14 protein-coding genes are annotated in these 18,406 nt (G+C 46.8%); 1 reads left to right on the top strand and 13 read right to left on the bottom strand.

Translation table 11 applies throughout. The features are described from left to right. Window positions 1-19: 19 nt before the first annotated feature. The 11 genes from KO531_RS15130 to KO531_RS15080 all read right to left on the bottom strand — a co-directional run bounded on the left by KO531_RS15130 (window position 20) and on the right by KO531_RS15080 (window position 12,518). Window positions 20-1,207 (bottom strand): aromatic amino acid transport family protein, encoded by a 1,188-nt coding sequence (locus KO531_RS15130; protein ID WP_131525896.1) that lies wholly within the window; start codon window positions 1,205-1,207, stop codon window positions 20-22. A gap of 795 nt (window positions 1,208-2,002) precedes the next feature. Next, window positions 2,003-2,659, bottom strand: a complete 657-nt coding sequence (gene hisIE, locus KO531_RS15125; RefSeq protein ID WP_219251583.1) for a bifunctional phosphoribosyl-AMP cyclohydrolase/phosphoribosyl-ATP diphosphatase HisIE — start codon at window positions 2,657-2,659, stop codon at window positions 2,003-2,005. A 40-nt stretch (window positions 2,660-2,699) separates the two neighbouring features. Next, window positions 2,700-3,473, bottom strand: a complete 774-nt coding sequence (hisF, locus tag KO531_RS15120) for an imidazole glycerol phosphate synthase subunit HisF (RefSeq protein WP_006081894.1) — start codon at window positions 3,471-3,473, stop codon at window positions 2,700-2,702. Further along, window positions 3,455-4,192 (bottom strand): 1-(5-phosphoribosyl)-5-[(5-phosphoribosylamino)methylideneamino]imidazole-4-carboxamide isomerase, encoded by a 738-nt coding sequence (gene hisA / locus KO531_RS15115; RefSeq protein WP_131525899.1) that lies wholly within the window; start codon window positions 4,190-4,192, stop codon window positions 3,455-3,457. The genes hisF and hisA overlap by 19 nt, the downstream gene beginning before the upstream one ends. 70 nt (window positions 4,193-4,262) lie before the next feature. Continuing rightward, a complete protein-coding gene (hisH, locus tag KO531_RS15110) occupies window positions 4,263-5,057 on the bottom strand; it encodes an imidazole glycerol phosphate synthase subunit HisH (protein WP_219251582.1) in 795 nt (264 codons plus the stop codon). 31 nt (window positions 5,058-5,088) lie between these two features. Continuing rightward, complete coding sequence (hisB, locus tag KO531_RS15105) at window positions 5,089-6,180, bottom strand: bifunctional histidinol-phosphatase/imidazoleglycerol-phosphate dehydratase HisB (RefSeq protein ID WP_219251581.1); 1,092 nt, start codon at window positions 6,178-6,180, stop codon at window positions 5,089-5,091. A 29-nt stretch (window positions 6,181-6,209) separates the two neighbouring features. Further along, a complete protein-coding gene (hisC, locus tag KO531_RS15100; RefSeq protein WP_219251580.1) occupies window positions 6,210-7,388 on the bottom strand; it encodes a histidinol-phosphate transaminase in 1,179 nt (392 codons plus the stop codon). 90 nt (window positions 7,389-7,478) lie between these two features. Beyond that, entirely contained in the window at window positions 7,479-8,801 is a 1,323-nt protein-coding gene (hisD, locus tag KO531_RS15095; protein ID WP_219251579.1) for a histidinol dehydrogenase, read from the bottom strand. Between the two features lie 3 nt (window positions 8,802-8,804). Continuing rightward, entirely contained in the window at window positions 8,805-9,704 is a 900-nt protein-coding gene (gene hisG / locus KO531_RS15090) for an ATP phosphoribosyltransferase (protein WP_006086295.1), read from the bottom strand. A gap of 924 nt (window positions 9,705-10,628) precedes the next feature. After that, complete coding sequence (locus KO531_RS15085; protein ID WP_219251578.1) at window positions 10,629-11,642, bottom strand: IS110-like element ISShes7 family transposase; 1,014 nt, start codon at window positions 11,640-11,642, stop codon at window positions 10,629-10,631. A 375-nt stretch (window positions 11,643-12,017) separates the two neighbouring features. Continuing rightward, window positions 12,018-12,518: a GNAT family N-acetyltransferase gene (locus KO531_RS15080; protein WP_158683085.1), complete on the bottom strand. Its 501-nt coding sequence runs from the start codon at window positions 12,516-12,518 to the stop codon at window positions 12,018-12,020. Window positions 12,519-12,950: 432 nt separating this feature from the next. On the opposite strand from KO531_RS15080, the gene KO531_RS15075 reads away from it, so the two are divergent. After that, complete coding sequence (locus KO531_RS15075; protein WP_219251577.1) at window positions 12,951-14,960, top strand: ATP-dependent DNA helicase; 2,010 nt, start codon at window positions 12,951-12,953, stop codon at window positions 14,958-14,960. Between the two features lie 237 nt (window positions 14,961-15,197). Here KO531_RS15075 and KO531_RS15070 read toward each other — a convergent pair whose 3' ends face one another. Both KO531_RS15070 and KO531_RS15065 read right to left on the bottom strand, forming a co-directional pair. Next, a complete protein-coding gene (locus KO531_RS15070) occupies window positions 15,198-15,488 on the bottom strand; it encodes a cytochrome c3 family protein (RefSeq protein WP_028759787.1) in 291 nt (96 codons plus the stop codon). A 536-nt stretch (window positions 15,489-16,024) separates the two neighbouring features. Further along, window positions 16,025-18,013, bottom strand: coding sequence for a TonB-dependent receptor (locus KO531_RS15065; protein ID WP_219251576.1), 1,989 nt, complete (start codon window positions 18,011-18,013; stop codon window positions 16,025-16,027). Window positions 18,014-18,406: the final 393 nt, after the last annotated feature.

The raw sequence follows: 18,406 nt of genomic DNA, 5'->3' as shown, positions 1-18,406 counted from the left end.
CTTGGTGAGTGAATTGCGGCTAGCTAAATATCTGGGCGGCGATCACCACAATTCCGCAAAGTGTGGCGAGCATTAAGGCTAACTTGCCGCCCGCAACGCGGTAACCTGTCGGCATATTGGCAGCGTCTCGCATCTGGCGTTGTGTCCACACCATGGCCACAGGTAAAAAGATGGCGAGGATCACCAGCGCAATCGCCGCGTAACCCAGCGCTGTGATAAAACCTTGAGGGTAGAAGAGGGCAAAACCTAAGGGCGGTAAAAAGGTGATAGCCGCGGTTAAGCTGCGACCTGTTGCATTATCTTCTTGCCTTAAGCTTGAGGCCATAAAATCGAACAAACCTAAACTCACCCCTAAAAACGAAGTCGCAAGGGCTAGGTCGGCAAATAGACTAATAGCGCTACTTAAGTATTCACTGTGCAGTACGCTCGCCAGTTGATTGATAAAGCTCGATAAACTCTGGTTTTCGAGCAATTGACTTTGGCTCAATACGCCTTGACTGCCCAGTTGCCACAAAAGGTAAATCACTAATGGCAAAGCTGAGCCAAACAACATGATCCTGCGCAGGGCTTTGACCTCAACGCCCAAGTAGCGCACCACTGAGGGAATCGAACCGTGGAAACCAAAGGAGGTAAAAATTACCGGGATAGCCGTGATAATCAGCCCTTGGTTAAGTGGAAGCTCGAGTAAATGTGGGCTTTCAACCTGCGGCAGTAACAAGGCCAACATAAGCAATAATGCCAATAGCTTAAGGGCAAATAAACCGCGATTGATGAGATCCACACAGTGGGTTCCCATGCCCACAATCGCCCCAATCAGCAGGGTAAACAGGATGGCGCCAGCCTGTGGTGGCAAACTTAGCCCTAGCCAAGTGCTCAGCTTTTGGTTCACTTGCTCACCGCCACCGGCAATGTAGGCGGCGCAAAGGGCGTACAGTAAAAACATCAAGGCGCTATTGGCGATCAACTGGCCCTTACGACCCAATAAGCGCTGCGCTAAGTGATTAAGGCTGGCATCGCTGGGGGCGAATTGGTGGATCTCCACCATTAGCAGTGCTGTGTAGGCCATCAGCGCCCATAGGATGAGCATTATGGCGGAGGAGGTGCCAAAGCCAAGTCCAGCAGATGCGATAGGCAAAGCCAACATGCCCGCGCCGATTGTGGTGCCGGCGATAAGCAGTAAACTGCCGAAAATTTTATTCTGTGTCATAACATAATCTCAAAAGCGTGTCGGATGAAAAAGAGCTAAAGATTTGATCCGAAAGCAACTGTCTTAAAATATTTTGCTGCGATTCAACGTGAAACGCTTCAAGCACAAAATGATTTAAGCAAATGAGACAGTGGCGCTCAGCGGATCCGAAAGGATATGGCCACAATGGAAGGTCAGGCGAGGTGCCTATTTTATACCCAAACAACCTGAAGATGCAGGATTCAGCGGGAGTTTAACGCACTTTAGGCAAGGCGGTTATTTGCAGACCTAGCGGGCTAAGTTAAAAATAACCAACACCGCATAAAGTGCGTTAAAACCCGCCGGGACGGAGCGTCTAGGGTACTCCACTCCCGTGTTGCATCAATTCAAAAGGTGGTCGACATTCTGTCATTGATACGCCTTGAATTGAAGCCCCCTAGGCGCTCTGAAACTCGTATCTTCAGGTAGCTTGGGTATATCCATTGCGGCTACAGATAGGGATAATAAAAGGGTGTGAAACACATAAAACTTGCCTTAGCGTGTGTTGAGTAAAAACGGATAAGTGTTTTGATGCCTTGCCTTAATAACCTAACGGCAACGGAGGTTACCATAGGGAACTGATCTGTACTTGTCAACCATTACAACAGTATTTTGATTATTTTTTGTTACAGGATTAAGGGGCAATATATTCATTGCTCACATTGCTGCAATGGCACTTGAGGGAATCGCGCGATAAAAAATGCCGCCGACTTGATTTAAGAGGGCGGCATTTTTAGCGGTAAAATCGATAGTAAGACATCAGGAACAGTGAGCAGATTATGCTTTGCTCTGCAGCGCCTTTTCATGTCTTGCCAACAAGTTTGCTGTGATGTCACTGAGGCTTAAGTGTTGATCTTCAAGCAATACCAGCAAGTGATAGATAAGATCAGAGGCTTCGTTAACTAACTCTTCCTTATCGTGGGTCGCAGCGGCAAGGGCGGTTTCAAGACCTTCTTCACCGACCTTTTGGGCGATACGTTTTGTGCCGCGCGCAAACAAAGACGCCGTGTAACTGGAATCGGCACTTTGCCCTTTACGTGAGGTGATTAAGTTCGCGAGATTGTTCAAGAAAGGGTGCGCATTGTCATCTAACCAGCAACTTTCGGTGCCTTTGTGGCAGGTTGGGCCGTTGGGGATCACTTGCACTAACAGGCTATCGTTATCGCAGTCTTTATCGATAGCGACCAACCTTAGCGTATTCCCCGAGGTTTCACCTTTAGTCCACAAGCGCTGTTTTGAGCGGCTGAAAAAGGTCACATCACCTGTGCTCAAGGTTTTTTCCAGCGCGGCCTTATCCATATAACCGAGCATTAATACCTTGCCCGATAAGTGATTTTGGATAACGGCAGGAATAAGCCCATCCTGTTTATTCCAATCCAGCTCATTAACTTGAACAGGGCTAAAATCCGACTTAGTGTTTGTTTGCGTTGACATAGTATTCACTCTTAATCTGTTTGTAGAACCTAGAACCGCTCTAGCGTCTAATCGCAATGCCTTCGGCCGCTAAATAGGCTTTTAATTCACCTATGTTGATAATCGCCTTGTGGAATACGCTCGCTGCCAGCGCTGCATCGACCTTAGCTTCAATAAATACATCGCGAAAATGCGCCATAGTCCCAGCACCGCCAGAGGCAATTAACGGCACGTCGCAGATGGCACGAACAAGACTTAACTGCTTGATATCATAGCCGCCGCGCACGCCGTCTTGGTTCATAACATTGAGCACTATTTCACCACAACCTCGTTTCTGTACTTCTTCAACCCAGTCTTGGGTGAACCACTGCGTATCCTTAGTTGCCGCTTCATCGCCGGTAAATTGTTTTACCTTATAGCTGTTGCTGGTGGCGTCGAAAAAGGAGTCGATGCCAATCACGATACACTGGCGGCCGAACTCGTCCTGCAGGCGTGAGATTAAACTTGGATCGGTCAAGGCGGGCGAGTTAATCGAAATCTTATCCGCCCCAAAGGCTAATAATTCACGGGCTTGGCTAATGGTTTTAATGCCACCTGCCACGCAGAAGGGAATATCAATCTGCTCCGCCACGCGGCTCACCCAAGATTTATCGACCACACGTTCGTGGGCGCTGGCAGTAATGTCATAAAACACCAGCTCATCGGCGCCTTCTTCGGCATAACGCGCGGCTAAGGGCACGATATCACCGACAATTTCGTGGTTACGAAACTGCACGCCTTTCACTACTTTACCGTCTTTCACATCTAAACAGGGGACTAGTCGTTTGGCCAGCATTGGATTGCCTCCACCACGTTAAACTGATTGATAAGCAAGGCTTTGCCTATAATGATGCCCGCGGCGCCGCTGTCTCTCACGGCGGCAACATCATCAAGAGTCGCAATACCGCCAGAGGCTTGCCAAGCGATGTTTGGGAAGCTTGCTGCAATTTCTTGATAAAGCGCGGTATTGGCGCCCGTTAAGGTGCCATCACGGCTAATGTCAGTCACTAGCGCGTGCTTTAAGCCGACAGCGCTAAAGGTTTCTACGAGGGATTCTAAACTCTTACCGCCGCCACTTTGCCAACCGGATACGGCGACCATTTTCTCGCCGCTCTGGTTGATATTGACATCGAGCGCGAGGCAAATCGCTTCGCTGCCGTATTTGATAAACCATTGTTTGACTAACTCAGGTTCTTTCACCGCCAGTGAGCCAATTACCACTCGTTTTACACCGATAGCTAATAATTCAGTGACTTGCTCTTCAGTACGAATACCGCCGCCCACTTGAATATTGGCGTTTAGTTCCGCCACTAATTCACTGATAAGACGAGTTTGGCGTTTCGCGGGATCTTTCGCGCCCGTTAAATCAACGAGATGCAACCACTTAGCGCCTTGTGCTTCATAGGATTGCAGCTGTGCCAAAGGACTTAAATCAAAGGTGGTCTGCTGGCTGTAATCGCCTTGATAAAGGCGGACGACATTGCCACCAATTAAATCAATCGCAGGAATAATCATAAGCTCATATCCTTGATTGATTTGTTTATAAATAATTTATTAATAAATACTTTTTTAATGAGTAATTTATTCATTGGTCAGCCTTCTTTACACCAGATTGGCCATCAGCAGAGTTGCTTTGCAGCGCTTCGTTCATCAGAGCTTCATTCATCTGTAACTCGTCCATCAGCAAAAAGTTACGCAGAATTTGCGCACCCACGGCGGCACTTTTTTCGGGGTGGAACTGCACGCCCATAAAGTTGCCTTTGCCGATGGCGGCGCTAAAGTCTTCACCATAGGAACATTGGGCTAAGGTAAATTCACTCAACGGCGCGCGGTAACTGTGGACGAAATACACATAACTGCCATCTTCAATGCCCGTAAACAGCGGGTGAACGTTAGGGATTTTGGCTCCTTGTGAGTTTGTCGTAAGCTTAAGTTGGTTCCAGCCCATGTGCGGTAAAGGTAGGCTTTCAGCTTTGAGCAACTGCGTATCCAGCTCGCAAATGTCGGTCGGGATTATGCCTAAGCACTCGCAATCTTGACCTTTTCCGCCGCGCTCCTTAGATATTGTCGCCAACATTTGCATGCCAAGGCACACACCTAGCACAGGTTGAGTCAGGCCTTGAATGAGTTCGACCAAGCCTTTTTCATGTAAGGACGCCATGGCGGCACCCGCTGTGCCCACACCCGGCAGTACCACACGTTTTGCCGCTTTGATTTTGGCTTTATCGTCTGTGACCAATACCTTAGCGCCTAAACGCTCGAAGGCGAAACGTACTGAGTTTAAATTGGCACAGCCCGTGTCTATGATGACGGTTTCAGCATCTGGTGATTCATTTGCTGTTAATTGCGGGCTAGCTGTTAATAGAGTGTCTTGTTGCATCCTAACCTCTTAAACGATTTATGCTGATGCCTTAAAGCACGCCTTTGCTCGATGGCAGAATATCGCCTTCGACTTTAACCGCTTGGCGTAGCGCGCGGCCTAGCACTTTAAACAGGGCTTCAACCTTGTGGTGATCGTTATCACCTTCGGTCGACACATGTAGCGTACAGCGCAGGCCATCGGCAAAGGATCGGAAGAAGTGCGGCACCATTTCAGTGGCCATTTCGCCCACATGCTCACGCTCAAAATTGGCCGAGAATTTGATAAAAGGACGACCAGAGATATCCAGCAGACATTCGCCCTTGGCTTCGTCCATCGGCAGGCTAAAGCCGAAACGGGCAATGCCGCGTTTGTCGCCGAGCGCTTGGCGCAGGGCATCACCTATGGCCAGTGCCGTGTCTTCGATGCTGTGGTGATCGTCGATTTCCAGATCGCCATCGACTTTCACATCCATTCTAAAATTACCGTGGGTGGCAATTTGATCGAGCATGTGGTCGAAAAAGCCAATGCCCGTATCAATTTTACCTTTGACTGAACTGTCGAGATCCACAGTCACGCGAATATCGGTTTCTTTGGTGGTACGTACGACTGTGGCGGTGCGGCCTTTATTGAGCAGCGCATCGGCGATGGCGTTCCAGCCTAAAGTGTCGCGTTGATATTTCAGGCTTTTAATGCCCATGGCATTGCCCAGCTCCACATCGGTTTCGCGATCGCCAATTACCGCCGATTGGGTGAAATCGATGCAGCCTTGGGTGAGGTAGTCTTTCACTAGCCCAAGCTTAGGTTTACGGCAGCTGCAATTTTCATCATTAAAGTGTGGGCAAATTACCACATCTTCGAAGTTCACCCCTTGGCTTTTGAGGATTTGCATCATCATATTGTGGGGCGCATCGAAATCTACCTGCGGGAAAGACGGTGTGCCAAGGCCGTCTTGATTGCTGACCATGACTAAGCGAAACCCTGCCTTTTGCAGACGTAGCAAAGCGGGGATCACTTGTGGCTCGAACACTAATTTCGCTAGACTATCGACCTGTTTGTCGGTGATGGGCTCTTCAATCAAGGTGCCATCGCGGTCGATAAACAGAATTTTTTGTGCAACGTTTGGGATAAATTGTGGGTTCATGGCGCTACCTTAAAATATAGTTCGTTTTATTATTCAACTCGTTGTGACTCAAAAAGGGCGACTAAGCGATCGGTATCCGCCTTTGAACTAAAGCTAAAGCGTATCGCTTTGGCAAGCCTTGGGTCCTTGTAGGCGCGGGCGACAACACCACTGCCTTGCAGTAACGCCGCGACCTTGGCGACATCATCAAATTCAGCCAATACATAATTGCCGTTAGGCTTAAGCACGCGGGCGCGAGACTCTGAACTATTCGATTTTGAACAATAAGCGCTGAGCACCGCTGTGAGTCTGGCGCCTTGCTCATTTAATTCAGCAACTTGCATTTTCATCCGCGCAACGCCTGTGCTCGATAGCGCCTGTGTGGCGACTTCACTCACGGGCAGCGGCACAGGATAGGGCGCAATCACGCGCATAATGATTTCGACTACGGCCTCGTTTGCCAGCATAAAACCACAGCGTGCACCAGCAAGTGCAAAGGCTTTTGACAGAGTGCGCAGTACCACTAGATTCGGATAGCTCTCCAGCAAATCCGCCACACTGTATTCGGGGCAAAACTCAATATAAGCTTCATCAATGACCACAAGCGCATCGGGCAGGGCTTTGATTGCTTGCTCGATAATGGCTTTGTCGATCACTGTGCCAGTCGGGTTATTGGGATTGCAGATAAACACCAGTTTTGCGCCGCGAACGTCCTCGGCATAGCTTGTCGGCAAGCCATATTCCGCGCTGAGATTTAATGCTTTAACGCCCACATTAAAGGTGTTCGCGCTGATGGCATACATGCCGTACGTCGGGCCAAAGCAGGCAATGCTGTCGACGCCAGGTATACAAAAGGCGCGAATTAATAGTTCAATTGCTTCATCGGCGCCGCGACTGGCGACTATCTTACGCTCGCTTACACCGCTGTACTCGCTGTAGGCCTTGATAAGCTGCGGCGGTTGGCATTCTGGGTAACGATTCAATTTCGATAAATCGAGCGCTGCGGTATCGACATTATTGAAGGGTGATTCGTTGGCATTGATCCAAATATCACCACGACCGCCCAGTCTGCGGGCACTCTGGTAGGGCGTTAAATCCAGTAACTCAGGGCGCGCTAAACGCTCGGCTAAATTTAGCGGCGCCGATTGCGTTAACGTTGATGGTGTTAACTTTGATGCCGTTAATGCTGTGGGTTCTGCTGTCTTTTCCATGCTGCTCATTTGGCTCATTTTCTTCACTCAGCTCTATTTTTATAAACTTAAGGGCTAATCACTTAAGAGTTATTCACTTAAGTGCTAATCATTTAAGATCTAGGCGGGTCATTTCTCTAGGCTAGCTAAACGTACTGCGACCGCATTTTTGTGCGCATCGAGCAATTCGTTACTGGCTAACGTCATGACTGCTTGCCCCAATCCTATTAAGCCCTTAGCGCTGAGTTCCTGCACGGTAAAGCGGCGGCTAAAGTCGGCTAATGACAGGCTCGACACGGCGCGGCTGTAACCGTAAGTCGGTAGCACGTGGTTGGTGCCACTGGCATAATCGCCAACAGATTCAGGTGTATAAGCGCCTAAAAATACCGAGCCCGCCGCGCGAATGTTTTTCAGTACCTCGCGGGGAAAGCGCGTTTGAATGATCAAGTGCTCAGGCCCATATTGATTGGAAACCTGCGCGGCTTGCTGCATATCGTCCACAACAAAAGTGCGACTGCTGAGGAGCGCCGTTGTAGCTATATCACAACGCGGCAGGGCAGCAAGTTGTCTTGTCAGCGCGTCATTGACGCCATTGGCGATCGCTTGCGAGTCTGTCACTAAAATCACTTGTGAATCAGGGCCGTGCTCCGCTTGCGAAAGCAAATCGGCGGCGATAAATTCGCAATTGGCGTCGCTATCGGCAATCACCAACACCTCAGAAGGACCAGCCGGCATATCGATACACACAGTGCAGCGGCCATCCTGTGACACTAAGCGTTTAGCTTCTGTCACGTAGCGATTACCTGGGCCAAAAATCTTATCGACCGCGGGAATAGTTTCTGTGCCAAAGGCCAGTGCCGCAATGGCCTGCGCGCCACCCACTTGATAAATTTCAGTGATCCCGCAGGCATTGGCGGCATAGATAATGGCATTGTTGATCGGCGGTGGGCTGACCAATACTCTTTGTTCGCAGCCGGCGATCTTGGCGGGCAGGGCGAGCATCATCACGGTAGAAATTAATGGCGCGCTGCCACCGGGGATATATAAACCCACTTTTTCAATCGGTTCGCTACGTAGCTCGCAGCGTACTCCCGCCTCGGTTTCCATATCAATCGGACGAAATTGCTGGGCGCTGTGAAACACATCTATATTTGCCATGGCTTTGGCGATCGCCGCTTTCAGCTCTGGTGATACCCGTGCGCTTGCCGCAGCAATCTCGGCTTCACCCATGCGCAGCTCGCCACTTCCTTGTCCATTTAAATTTTTGGTCGCGCTATTGAAGCCATCAAACTTTTGATTAAATTCGGCAATAGCGGCATCACCCCGCGTTGCCACTGCATCGATAATGGCGCGAACGCTTTGCTCTAAGCCGCTGTCACCAATTAAAGGCGAGCGTTTCAGCGCCGTTTTTTGCTCGGCGGTTGATAAGGTTGACCAAGTTAGGATTTCCATACATTACCCCATCATTTTTTCGATTGGCATTACCAGAATCGAGCTGGCACCGAGTGCGGTCAGCTGTTCCATAGTATCCCAGAACAAATCTTCGGTACTGACGGCGTGTATAGCAACGCGGTTAGTATCATCATTTAATGGCAATACGGTTGGGTTTTCCGCGCCGGGCAGCAGGGCGACGATTTGATCTAAGGTCTCGGTTGGCGCGTGCAGCAGGATATATTTGCTCTCACGGGCGCGGATAACGCCATTGACGCGGGACAGAATTTTGTCGATGAGTGCTTGTTTAGTCGGTGTTTGGGTTTGGGTCGATTGAATGATGCAGGCCATAGAGCGGTAAATCACTTCGGTTTCGTATAAACCGTTGGCCTCTAAGGTGGCACCCGTCGATACGAGATCACAAATCCCATCGGCAAGGCCGGCACGCGGGGCGACTTCAACCGAGCCTTTTAACATACAGTCGCGATAAGTTATGCCTTTTTGTTGCATAAAACGGCGCAGCAGATTCGGGTAAGAGGTAGCGATGCGCAACCCCTCTAGCGAGGAGGCATCGGCGTAACTGAACTCTGTTGGTACGGCTAACGAGAGGCGACACGAACCGAAATCTAACTGACGCAGCTTGAGGCAATCCGCGGGTTTGTTCAGAGTTTGACGCTCGATTTGTTCCTCTTCGAGCACGTTTTCACCGATGATCCCCATATCGACCACGCCGTCCATCACCAATCCTGGAATATCGTCATCACGAACGCGCAGTAAATCGATAGGCATATTGTCAGCGTGAGCGATAAGACGTTGTTCATTAATAGAAAATTTAACACCACAGCTTTTTAGCAGTTGCTGAGAGTCAGTAGAAAGACGGCCAGATTTTTGGATGGCGATGCGTAAACGGTTCGATTCAGTCATAGTGTTATCTCGCTCAAAAGTATCAAAATTAAAAGATTCAAAATGTGTTGTTTAATCGGTTTAATACGCCTTGCCATTCAATGGGCTCTAGCTAAGAACTCTAGTTAAGTGCTCTAGCTAACGTATTGATAATTTATTAAATATCTAAAAATTTTTTATTTAAATTAAAACCAAAATTAACGCCTAAATGCAAAAACCCCCGGAATTCCTTCCAGGGGTTTATGATCATCTTGAATCAGTCCGCCAGAAGGATATAGTCCTCCGGCAGTGAGCGTCCGAAGGCTACCGCATATGGTGGTGATGGTGGTGGATAGCGTTCAGTAGTTGGCTCATTTTACTCTCTCGGTATTTAACTTTATTGGCTTAACTGCTCGAAATACAGTGAAGCGTTGAATTCGTTGTTACGGACGTCTATCCGTATAAGTGGATTTAAACTAACCGCTTTTATGAGCCTTTGCAACAGCCAATTTGAATTAAATGAGAATATTTATGCGTTTTTGTGAAAGGCAGAGGGTTATCGTTAAATAAAGTTATTGAGCATTTTTGTTGGGTGGATGTTGAAAGTAGATGGAAATGTGTTGGAAGTCGTGCAGGGGGAACTGTAACTTGAGTTGTGAGCATTTGCTGATATTCATTAATACAGGCTTGCCATGGTGTTACTCATAGCCAGTCCGTATATGGACACCTCGAATAGATCAACCACTTTTTGAGTAACAGAAAGTAATACTGCGTACGTATATCCGACCTTTTTATGAGAATCTTTGCTCTCTGGCCTTAATGAGAACCGCGCCTTTGCTGCTTATCGTCCGTCCGGAGTCATATGCTCCTTGTACTCTCTCAGCATCTGCAAAGGCCGGTATTACCTGTTACTTCATTGTCTGTAGTCGTGTTTTTGGGGTGAGTTTAATACTTGATTTTTACATATTAACAAGGCCGATATTCGCTGCGATGAAACAGCATAGCCCAGATGATCCGCGCCAATTTGTTTGCAATTGCTACTGCCGCTTTCTGTTTACCTCGCCGCTCAATCACCTTTAAGGCCCATACGGAGATTCTGTCATTACTCTTACTTGCATAGCGAATAATCGACCAAGCTCCCTGGATCAGTTGCCGCCGCAGATAGCTGTTACCTCGTTTGGTTATGCCGCCCAATTTTTGTTTTCCCCCACAGGAAAACTCTTTAGGAACCAGTCCTAAATTTGCAGAAAAATGCCGAGCACCATGATAGCCTGAGCCATCTCCGGCAAATGACACCGCGGCAGTGGCAATGATTTCTGCAACGCCTCTTATACCCATCAGTCGCTTGGCATCTGGGTGCGTTCTTGCCTGTAGTTTGATGTCTTTTTCCAGCGCACCTATTGCAACGTTGATCGCACGCAACTCTTCCATCAGCTCACGCATGTATTGGCGTGCAATCGTAGTGAGTTGATTACTGGCATCCTCAAGTAATTCCGGCAGCAAAAGATTCAATGGATTACGTCCTTTAGGGAGGGCTATTCCATATTCACTTAGTAAGCCTCTAATTGGATTGGTTAGTGCAGTGCGTATTCTGATCCGGCGCTCGCGAATTCTGTGGGTAATGATGATATCAACCTGCGCTAAGGTTCTCGGCTGGACGAAAATCAGGTTTGGTCTCTGCGCTGCCTCACAGATAGCGAAGGCATCATTGCGATCGTTCTTATTGCCTTTGACAAATGGCTTAACATGCTGAGGCGGGATCAGTTTGACGTCATGCCCGAGAGAAAGTAACTCTCTGCCCCAATAGTTAGAGCCACTGCAGGCTTCCATCGCAATAGTGGCATCAGGGTAAGTACGCAGAAAAGTCAGGAGCTGAGCACGTTTAATCGAACGGTTAAAAACACTCTTGCCTGCTTGATTAACTCCACATACTTGGAAGATATTTTTTGCGAGATCAATTCCTATTAGTGTAACTTTCATTTTGGACACCTTTTGTTGTTATTGAACGTGCAAATTCAATATGGCGTAAATGACGCCTACTTCACAAGAGGTGTCCATCCCATCATCCTTGGATGCTCGACCGCCCCGTCCATGGGGCGGACGGTCGTCTCGCTAATCACCATGGCTCACCTTTTTAGCATTAGCATAAACTGTAGGTTTTAAGGAGACATGCAGCACGCTTTTGGACAAAAGCGCGTTAGATCTATTACTCACAATCGTCTAGTTCACATTACGATAAGTATGGCGAAGGTCAAAAACGTAGACATTGCTGAGGTCAATTCTAACTAGATGGCCAAATTAACCGTACCACTACAAACAATGGGTGGCTTAGAAAAACTTGAATAACATCGATTGTTAGATGTGTTCATTTATGATGAAAGTATAAAACGGCGTAGTTTCATCCTCGATTAACTCACGTACTGAATTAAGCTGTAATCGTTTTGATACCGCTTTAAAAAAGCGCAAAGCCAGTTCATTTTCTTTGAACGTAGCGACCAGTATCGGTGTGCTAATCTGCTCAAATATTTGACGGACTACTTCGAGCGCAATCCAACCACCGCGATATTTAGGAAGAATAAAGAGGTCAGCCAGTTCCCAGATAAGCCTTTTTTCATCTTCAACCCATTCTAGTAGAACAAAGCCTATCAATACTTCATTTACCCAAATGAGGTAGGCTTTTGCCTCTTGTGAGTTAACATAGGATTCAAGATCTGAGGCTGTAGAGCCATCATATAACCCATCAATGCCTATATCTTCTTTACTCCAAGATGTTGAATCAAAATAATAAAGTTGGAGCAGACGTTGTAGCGTTGTGGTGTCACTTGTTTTTAAATTGATAAGACTAACGTTTGACATCATTCATCCTGATTACCTGCGTCTTAGTATTGATGCTTGGGCACTGAAACATCCTGTTATCGAGCGTATATAATGGTATAGAGTTTTGCTTTGCTGAGGTAGCTTATTTATTTCAAATGGTTAGTGGCAGGCTGAAATCGACAGAAGTTTGCGAACTGTTACAGCTAGCGCACATGCTTTGGCGGATGCTAGCAAATACCGACGTTTAAATTGGCGTTAATTACGCGGCTAACTTGTAGTCTTATCTCAAATCAGCATAATGCTTCGAGCTGTTAAGCTTAACGCTATTGTTTACGGCAGCGGCATGCGGTACTAACCATTGTTTGTGCTTATAAAGTTTCACTATGCACTCGCTCAGTAATTTATTGTGTGGACTTGCAGTACTGTTTTCACTGACGTTCCTAACACCTTGATAAAGGATTGATTCTCCCTTTGACTCGCTCCCGCCAACCGACATCAAAGCATGTTTCCTCTAAAGAAACCGTCGCTAAGCCTTCTGCCTTAAAAGGCGCCGCTGCGGTGAGTCGACTCGCGTCCGAAGTGCAACGCGCATTTTTGCCCGATGGAGTATTGTCTAAACATATTCAAGGGTTTAGTGCGCGAACAAGCCAAATGCAAATGGCGCAGCAAGTGAGTGAGGCGATAGCTGCGAAGGGCAATCTGGTGATTGAGGCGGGTACGGGGGTAGGTAAAACCTTTGCGTATTTGATCCCCGCGATATTGAGCGGTAAGCAAGTCATCGTCAGTACGGGCAGTAAAAACTTGCAAGAGCAGTTGTTTTTTAAAGACTTACCCGCGCTGGTCGCCATGTTGGGGATTGAGCCTAAACTGGCTCTACTAAAGGGCCGCAATAATTATCTGTGCCAGTGGCGACTCGATAAGCAAATGAGTGAGGCGACACATATCGATGCGCGTTTGTTGGATGATTTGTTGAAAATTAATCAGTGGGCGAGCACCTGTAAAGATGGTGATATTGGCGGCTTAACCTCAGTGCCTGAGAATTCTTCGGCGCTGCCGCTTGTGGTCAGCACTAAGGAAAGCTGTATTGGTAAGCGCTGCGATTTTTACGATGCCTGCTTTACCCGCAAGGCGCGCAGCCGTGCTCTGGATGCCAAAATTATTGTGGTTAACCACCATTTATTTTTCGCCGATAGTGTACTGAAAGACACGGGCTTTGCCGAGTTATTACCCGATCCTGATGTGGTGATTTTCGATGAAGCGCATTTATTACCCGATATTTGCGTTAACTATTTTGGCCAGCAATGTTCGAGTCGTACTATCGATGATTTCATTCAAAAGCTACTCGCTATTTATCAGACCGAACTCAGTGATACTGGGCAACTCGCCCAATTTTGCCAGCGTTGCCTCGCTAAATTAAGTGATTGGCATAATCAGTTATATTCCTGCGGCGAATCCGATTGGCGTTTAGTGCTGGGCAATAAAGCGCTCGCAGGGGCGTCATGGGATTTATTAGCGGAATTAACTGCGCTGCAGAATTTATTAATGGCCCATATTGGCCGCAGTGAATTGTTAGATGATATCGCCATCAAGTTGGCTGAGCTGAATAATAAGCTCAGTGTGTTTTTTAACTGCGATAATAATCTGGCGGCCTACAGCATCGAATTGGGCAGTCGCTTTGTGGTGCTGCGAATTTCACCAATCAATATTGCCCGTGAGTGCCAACAGTTATTTGTACCCGAAACCAGCTGGATATTTACCTCGGCAACTTTGCAGGTCAACCGCAGTCTTGTTCATTTTGCCCGAGAAATGGGTATCGTTGATGCGCAGCAAAGCATTCTCGACAGTCCCTTCGATTATCCCCGCCAAGCGGTATTTTGTGTGCCGAGACAACTTGGGAGCGTGACCAATCAACAGCAAGCGTTAAAGCAGCTGGTGGATGTGTGCGTGCAAGCGATAGATGCGGCGCAGGGACGGACTTTTATTTTATTTACCAGCCATAAAATGCTCGAACAAGCGGCGCTGGCATTGCGAACTCGCACTCAGTATCCGCTGCTGGTACAAGGCCAAGCGGGTAAACAGAGTCTGCTGACTAAGTTTCGCCAACTCGGCAATGCGGTATTGCTCGGTACCAGTAGTTTTTGGGAAGGGGTGGATGTGCGCGGCAAATTGTTAAGCTGCGTGATTATCGACAAATTACCTTTTGTGTCGCCCGATGAGCCCCTGTATCGCGCCCGAGCCGACAATGTGAGTCGTCAGGGACTCGATCCTTTTATTGAAGTGTCGTTACCGCAGGCGATTATTGCGCTGAAACAAGGTGTTGGCCGTCTTATTCGTGATGAAAAAGATCGTGGTGTGCTGATCCTTTGCGATAATCGCATTGTGAATCGCTACTATGGCCAAGCTTTTTTAAACTCGCTGCCACCGATGGCGCGCACCCGTGACCTAGAAAAGGCATTGGCATTCTTGAGAACAATCCCCTGAGAGTCGTCTATGGCTTACCTAGCATACGTAAACTTGTCCTATTTGCCGGATATGGGATTCTGAGCTAAGTATTGAGCCGTTAAACATATTGTAAGGATATAAAAACGGAGGTAAAAATTGCCACCTGTGAGCAATAGATGGCAAACACCCTTGGAGGTTGGGTCAAGTGGCATCCTGCCTAATGGTTCCATTCAAAATAAATAATTCTTCGGCCTTTGGTTTTAGATTTTTAGTGAATTAATGGCATTCTTTGCAAGCATCTGCTGGTGCTTTTTCTTGATGAGCGATATGGCAATTGGTGCATGTTAAAACGCCATCATGTTTAGTATGAGCTTCGCCTGCGAGTGTTTTCATTTCTCCATGGCATGATACACATTGCTGATTTTCAAAAACATAATCCGCTGAAGGTTTTTTATCTTTATGGCAGGATTCACAGTCAGATCTTTCAGAATGACTGTCGGCAAGTGATACCGCCATTAAATTAGTTGAAAAGCACAGTGCGCACATTAGCATCATCTTTTTAAGCATGTTATTTTCCTTTTTTATTGTTGGTTAAATCATCATTCTGAAGCGAGTAAATCACATATCTAGCTATGAAATATTTAACTTGAAGTTGGAACTGTATTTTTTCTCGCTGTTTTATTAGTGATATAAACGGAAAGATAATATTGCTTTTGCTTGGTGCGTAAGTTTAATAATCGAGAATTTTACACCTCAAGCTTTAGCAGTCTTGCGTGTGTATAATAGTTTTTTAATATGACAAAACCTTGATCGTTATCAAAGGTTAACGGGTGAGTTATTTTTTAGCGTTAAAGTATGATCAAGATTATATTGTGGAATGTAAAAGACTAATGATTTAAATCTGGATTATGTAATTTATATTTTTGATATTTATTTAAAAATTCTATATTTTAGAAAATATATTTATTTTACTTTTTCTAGTCGGATCTGTGATATTCATTTTGGTCTTAAAACAATAGGCGAAGCCAAAATGGGCTTCGCCTATGATGTTTAATGTTGAGTAGCAGAGCTGCAATTACACATTAGTTTCTGGCTTGTGAAGCTTAGAAACTTGCTGTTACCCCTGCATAAATACTGCGACTCTTTTGAATATAATCAAGGTCGGTGGCAACTTGGTCACGTTCAGAATCCGTTAGGTTAGTCACGCCAAGCTTCAGTCTAAACATAGGATTAATTTGATAATTCGCACCTATATCGAGCGAGCCATAACCCTCTGATTTGACATTGGCTCGCAAATACTGCTCGCCAGTATAATGGTAGGCGATAAAGGTGGATAAACCATCGAGTGCCTGCCATTGCAGTTTCAGGTTATAGCTGTCGTCCGGTGTTAAGGTAAAAGGCGCGCCATTTTGCTTATCTTCGGCATCGGTTTTACTGTAATTACCGTTTAGGCTGAGATCTTGAGTTAAATTGTACCAAGCTTGTAATTCCCAACCAGTGATCTTAGCTTCGTTCACGTTTTGGTAAGTTAATACTGTACCTGGGACTCTATTCCAAGTTTCGGTGATAATTTTATTTTCTACATCGTTATGGAAGTAGGTGATCGAGCCACCAAAATCCGTGGTTTGATATTGGGTCGATAACTCGTAGTTCACTGAGGTTTCGGGTTGTAGATCAGGATTTCCCGCAACGGTACAGGCGCCACGACAAGCGGGGATAATATAATCGGCTTGGGATTGCGCCATATTTGGCGCTTTAAAGGCTTTGCCGCCACCACCTTTAATGACCCATTCAGAGCTTAAGTTATACACCAAATACAAGCGTGGGCTAAATTCGGTGCCGTACACATCGTGGTGATCGACGCGCCCGCCTAAGGTGATATTGAGTTCGCCTAAGCTAAATTCATCTTGTAGATACAATGCCGATTGGCTGTCGTCTAAGGTGCCATCACCTAAAATATTGCGGCTATTTTCGAGCTGGGTCCAACGGTATTCTGCACCGCTGGTTAACATGTGATCGCCAAGCAGGACAGTGGTTTGACCGTCGAGATTGTGGTTGGTTTGGGTGATATTACCAATCTCGGCGATTAACGCTGAGTCGTCAGTCACCTCAACATTTTCATAGTAATAGCGCAGGCGAGTATCGCCCCAGTTCCAGTGGCCATTATGGGTCAGACCTGAACTTATCCGCTCCGCTTGTTGGTTATTGGTGAGAATCGTGCCGTAGTTATTCCAATCAGACTCGCGTTCATCGTTGGCGTAACTTAAGTCAAATTGCAGATCTTGCTGGTTATCAATCAGCCATTGTAAATTGGCGAGGGCGCTGATTTCATCTCTGTCTTCTAACGCATCAATAGTGGGTTTTAAGTCCGAGCGCCATGCATCGCGTTTATTGCTGTCGACGATTAAGTTTGCCAGTAATTTATCTTTGATCAGCGCGCCACTGCTGTAGAAATTGTACTTAGTGCTATCGCCACCCTTGCCACTGGTAGGTGCATCGTATTGCACGCCAACGCTGGTTTGCCAGTCCTCAGTTGGTTGACGCAGTATGACGTTAACCACACCGCCCAAAGCTTCTGAGCCGTATAGGGATGACATAGGCCCACGCACAACTTCGATACGTTCAATGGCAGACATTGGAATAGAGGACAAGTCAAAATCGTTGCCATAACCAGAAGTTAATGCTTCGCGGGAGTTAATGCGGCGGCCATTAATCAAGATTAAAGTGTAATCTGAATCTAAACCTCGCAGGCTGATTTCATTGCGACCATAGGGCGTGCCTTCGCTGATGTTCACACCCTGTAAATAACGGACTGCGCTAGCAAGATCGTCTATGACTAGCGCTTCAAGTTCACTGCGGTTTATCACGGACACTGAAGCTGGCGCCGAAAGCTCCGAGTGTTTAGTTTGTGTTGCTGTGATCACCATGCGTTCCATTTCTGGAGTGGTATCTTGCGTGTTTGCAGCACTAGCCCATGCTGCAGGTAATAACAAACATAAACCAATAGCGCGCGATAGCTGGCTCAACATAGGTGTCTGTGTTGCATGAGATAGATGCGAGGTTTGGCGAGTGCGACGGATAAAGCGGGGCATATCATTCTTCCTTCGGTAATTTTGGCGAATGATAATTATTCTTAATTATAGCTTCAAGCTTGGATGTCTCTCTTTTGTGTAAAGGCAGTGTAAATTTTTTAGTGTTTAATAACAGTGTGATAGCCCGTATATTCGACGTGTTGCTCGCTGGCATGGTCATTCTGATTGAGCGCATTGAGCATAAGGCACTGAGTATGACGATCTGAGTCTGACTGTCGTCGGATAAATCACTAAAAAATAGTGAGAATAATCAGAAACTATCACCGCACAAAACTGCATAACGTAATATGAAGCTATATCAATATGATTAATATGGACATTTTAACTGGCATAAGCTTTGCTGGCGATGTGACTTTATGTCTCGTGGTGCATTCATGTTTGTGATGTGAATCG

It is taken from the genome of Shewanella sp. NKUCC06_TVS, assembly GCF_019345515.1.
Lineage (GTDB): Bacteria > Pseudomonadota > Gammaproteobacteria > Enterobacterales > Shewanellaceae > Shewanella > Shewanella oncorhynchi.
Note: the sequence above shows the minus strand (reverse complement) of the source record. Positions and strands in the feature narration are given on the sequence as shown.